The sequence below is a fragment of the Micromonospora sp. D75 genome, assembly GCF_018070405.1.
GTDB classification, from domain to species: domain Bacteria; phylum Actinomycetota; class Actinomycetes; order Mycobacteriales; family Micromonosporaceae; genus Micromonospora; species Micromonospora chalcea.
Genome location: NZ_JAGPXV010000579.1, coordinates 1 through 3,795, shown reverse-complemented (window position 1 = coordinate 3,795; position 3,795 = coordinate 1). Strand labels below are relative to the sequence as shown.

At 74.2% G+C, this 3,795-nt stretch carries 2 protein-coding genes and 1 pseudogene; 2 read left to right on the top strand and 1 reads right to left on the bottom strand.

From position 1 onward, the window contains the following. Positions 1–76 precede the first annotated feature (76 nt). Complete coding sequence (gene thiD, locus KBX39_RS25785) at positions 77–865, top strand: bifunctional hydroxymethylpyrimidine kinase/phosphomethylpyrimidine kinase (protein ID WP_210872929.1); 789 nt, start codon at positions 77–79, stop codon at positions 863–865. A gap of 17 nt (positions 866–882) precedes the next feature. Further along, the gene (gene thiC, locus KBX39_RS25780) at positions 883–2,466 is read left to right on the top strand and encodes a phosphomethylpyrimidine synthase ThiC (protein ID WP_210872927.1); all 1,584 of its coding nucleotides are present in this window, start codon (positions 883–885) and stop codon (positions 2,464–2,466) included. 46 nt (positions 2,467–2,512) lie between these two features. Here the strand turns inward: thiC and KBX39_RS25775 are convergent. Beyond that, a pseudogene (locus tag KBX39_RS25775) lies at positions 2,513–3,795 on the bottom strand (hypothetical protein); the annotation flags it as partial.

The window sequence follows — 3,795 nt, the reverse complement described above, 5'->3', positions numbered from 1 at the left end:
CGGAGGGATCAAGCCTGACCGCCCGGAGTGGGCACGGTCGGCCGCAGCCCCCAACCGCAACAAACGGAGAAGACCAGTGACGCCGAGAACAGTCCTCACGATCGCCGGATCCGACTCCGGAGCAGGAGCAGGCATCCAGGCCGACCTCAAGACGTTCGCCGCGCTCGGCGCGTACGGCACGAGCGTGCTCACCGCTGTCACCGCGCAGAGCACCAGGGGCGTGGACGCCGTCCTGCCGCTGCCCCCGCAGACGGTGCGCGACCAGATGGACAGCGTGCTCGGCGACTTCGACGTGCGGGCCGTGAAGAGCGGCATGCTCGGCACCCCGGCGGTCGCCGACGCGGTGGCCGAGGCGGCCCGGGCCGGGCGGCTGCCACACCTGGTCGTCGACCCGGTGCTGGTCGCCACCAGTGGGCACCGGCTCGGCGTGGTGGAGGCGGTCGAGCGGCTCCTGCCGTACGCGGAAGTGGCGACGCCGAACTGCGCGGAGGCCGCGGCCCTCACCGGAGGCCCGGTGGGCACGGTCGAGGAGATGGTGGCGGCGGCCGAGGCGCTGGCGGCGCGCGGACCGGCGTTCGTGGTGGTGACCGGCGGTGACGTGGACGCCGACGGCGAGTCGGTGGACGTGCTGGCCGGCGGCGGAACCACTCGGCTGCTGCGCGCGCCCCGGGTGGACACCCGGCACAACCACGGCACCGGCTGTTCGTTCTCGGCCGCCGTCGCGGTCCGGCTCGCCGCGGGTGACGCGGTGCCGGTCGCGGTGGCGGCCGCCAAGGAGTACGTGACCCGCGCGCTGACCGGCGCGCGGACCTGGGAGCTGGGCGCGGGACGCGGCCCGCTGGACCACTTCGGCTGGTCCGCATGAGCGACAGGGAGGCTGTCATGCAGGCACGTCGCAAGGTGTACGTGGAAGGGTCGCGCCCGGACATCCGGGTGCCGTTCGCCGAGGTGCCGCTGACCGGGGACAACCCACCGGTACGGCTCTACGACACCTCCGGTCCCGGCTCCGACCCGGAGGTGGGGCTGCCCGCGCTGCGCGGGCCGTGGATCGCCGAGCGCGGCGACGTCGCACCGGTACGCGGCGCCGGTACGCCGCTGGCCGGAACCCGTCCGACTCAGCTCGCGTACGCGCGGGCCGGGATCGTCACGCCGGAGATGGAGTTCGTGGCGATCCGGGAGTCGGTGTCGCCGGAGTTCGTGCGGGACGAGATCGCGGCCGGGCGGGCCGTGCTGCCGCTGAACGTGAACCACCCGGAGTGCGAGCCGGCGATCATCGGCAAGGCGTTCCTGGTGAAGGTCAACGCGAACATCGGCACCTCGGCTGTCACCTCGTCGGTGGCCGAGGAGGTGGAGAAGCTGACCTGGGCCACGCGGTGGGGCGCGGACACCGTGATGGACCTGTCCACCGGCAAGCGTATTCACGAGACGCGCGAGGCAATCGTGCGGAACGCGCCCGTGCCGATCGGCACGGTGCCGATCTACCAGGCGCTGGAGAAGGTCGGCGGTGACCCGGTGGAGCTGAGCTGGGAGGTGTTCCGCGAGACCGTCATCGAGCAGGCGGAGCAGGGCGTCGACTACATGACCGTGCACGCCGGGGTGCTGCTGCCGTACGTGCCGCTGGCGGTGGACCGGGTGACGGGCATCGTGTCCCGGGGTGGCTCGATCATGGCGGCCTGGTGCCTGGCGCACCACGAGGAGAACTTCCTCTACACCAACTTCCGGGAGCTGTGTTCGCTGCTCGCGAAGTACGACGTGACGTTCTCCCTCGGTGACGGGCTGCGCCCCGGTTCCATCGCGGACGCCAACGACGAGGCGCAGTTCGCCGAGCTGCGCACGCTCGGCGAACTGACGAAGATCGCCTGGGAGTACGACGTCCAGGTGATGATCGAGGGCCCCGGGCACGTGCCGATGCACAAGATCAAGGAGAACGTAAACCTCCAGCAGGAGTGGTGCCACGAGGCGCCGTTCTACACGCTCGGGCCGCTGACCACCGACGTCGCGCCCGCGTACGACCACATCACCTCGGCGATCGGCGCGGCGATGATCGGCATGTTCGGCACCGCCATGCTCTGCTACGTCACCCCGAAGGAGCACCTCGGGCTGCCCGACCGCGACGACGTGAAGGCGGGCGTGATCGCGTACAAGATCGCCGCGCACGCGGCCGACCTGGCCAAGGGGCACCCCGGCGCGCAGGCGTGGGACGACGCGCTCTCCAAGGCCCGGTTCGAGTTCCGCTGGGAAGACCAGTTCAACCTGGCGCTCGACCCGGAGACCGCACGGGCGTACCACGACGCGACGCTGCCCGCCGAGCCCGCGAAGACCGCGCACTTCTGCTCGATGTGCGGCCCGAAGTTCTGTTCCATGAAGATCACGCAGGAGTTGAAGGAGTACGCCGCGCGGGGCATGCGCGACAAGTCGGAGGAGTTCGTCGCCGGCGGGTCACGGGTCTACCTGCCACTGGCGTGACCGGAGCCGGGGCGGGCCTGGTGTCCCGGCCCGCCCCGGTGCTCGTTCAGTCGCGGTGGTGCCGCCCGGTACGCAGCGAGCGGGCGTCGTCGGCGTTGTCGTCCGAGGCGAGACCGGCGACCCAGTCCACGTACTCGTCGTCGGCCGCAGTGGTCGGTTCGGCCGTACGCTCGGCCGGCTCCGGCTCATCCTTGGCCCGGTTGCGCCGGAACAGGCCGCGCCGGGCCTTCGACTTCCCGGCGGGCGCGTCGGCGTCGTCCGGTCCGGAGTGCCGCCCGCGCCGGGAGTCCGCCTCCGTCTCCGTGGCCTCCGGCGGCGCGGCGCCCGCCTCGCCCGGTACGGCAGTCGCCGCCTCGGGCCGGGCGAGCGGCATCCCCGCCTCCGGCCGGGCGAGCGGCCCCGCCGGGCGGGCGTTCGTGGCGAGCGCGTCCCAACCGGTGCTCGCACCCGGCTCGGGCAGACCACGGTGCCGGGGACGCGGCGCCGGCTCGCCCGGGGCGACCGCGTCCGCGGCGTCCCGGTCCGGCGCGTCCGGTTCGGCGGTCGCGCGGTGCGGCCGGCCCGCCGGGGTGATCGGCCAGGCCGGGCGCACCTCGCCGGGCTGCCCGGTCACGTCCTCGAACATCGCGAACCGCGGCCGGGTCGACGGGGCGGGCGCCGGGTCGTCGAAGAAGAAGTTGCGTCCGGTACGCCCGGTCGGCGCCACCACGTTCGAGTCGGTGCTCGTGTCGTCCCGGTCCGGGTTCGTGGCCTGGGGGATCGGCTCGGCGTCGGCTCCCCCGCTCGGCGCAGCTTCGGTTCGGCCGCCCGGTGTCGTCGGCGCGGTCTCGGCCGGGCCGGGGGAGGCCGGACCGGTGGCGCGCGGCGCCTTCGGAGTGCGGGTACGCCGGGGGCGGGCGGCGCGGCCGGCCGCGCCGGTGTCTCCGGGGGCTTCGGCCGGTGGCGCGGCGGGGGTGTCACTGCCCGCGTCGGCCGTGACCGGCCCGGCGAGGGAGCCGCTGTCCGTACGCGGGCCGGGAACGTGGCTGTCGGCGGTGGCCGGTGATGCGTCCTTCGCGGTGGTGCCCGCGCCGGCGCTGGGAGTGGTGACGTCTCCGGGGCGGGGTGCTGTGCCGTCGGCGGATGACACCGGCCCGTCGGTAGTCCCGCTGGACCGGCCCGCGCGGGTACGGCGCGGCCGGGTCACCCGTGGCGTGGTCGCCGCCGCTTCCGGCGCCGGTGCGGCATCGCCGGTGCCGGTGCCGGTGGCGGTCTCGCTGTCGGCCGGAATGCCGGTGGCCTGCCCGGACGCTCGATCGGCGGCTTCGGAACCGGCGGCCGGGTCGGGAG

Bases quoted from the DNA above. Each gene is read 5' to 3' on its own strand.
- thiC (WP_210872927.1), top strand. From the start codon at position 883: ATGCAGGCACGTCGCAAGGTGTACGTGGAAGGGTCGCGCCCGGACATC.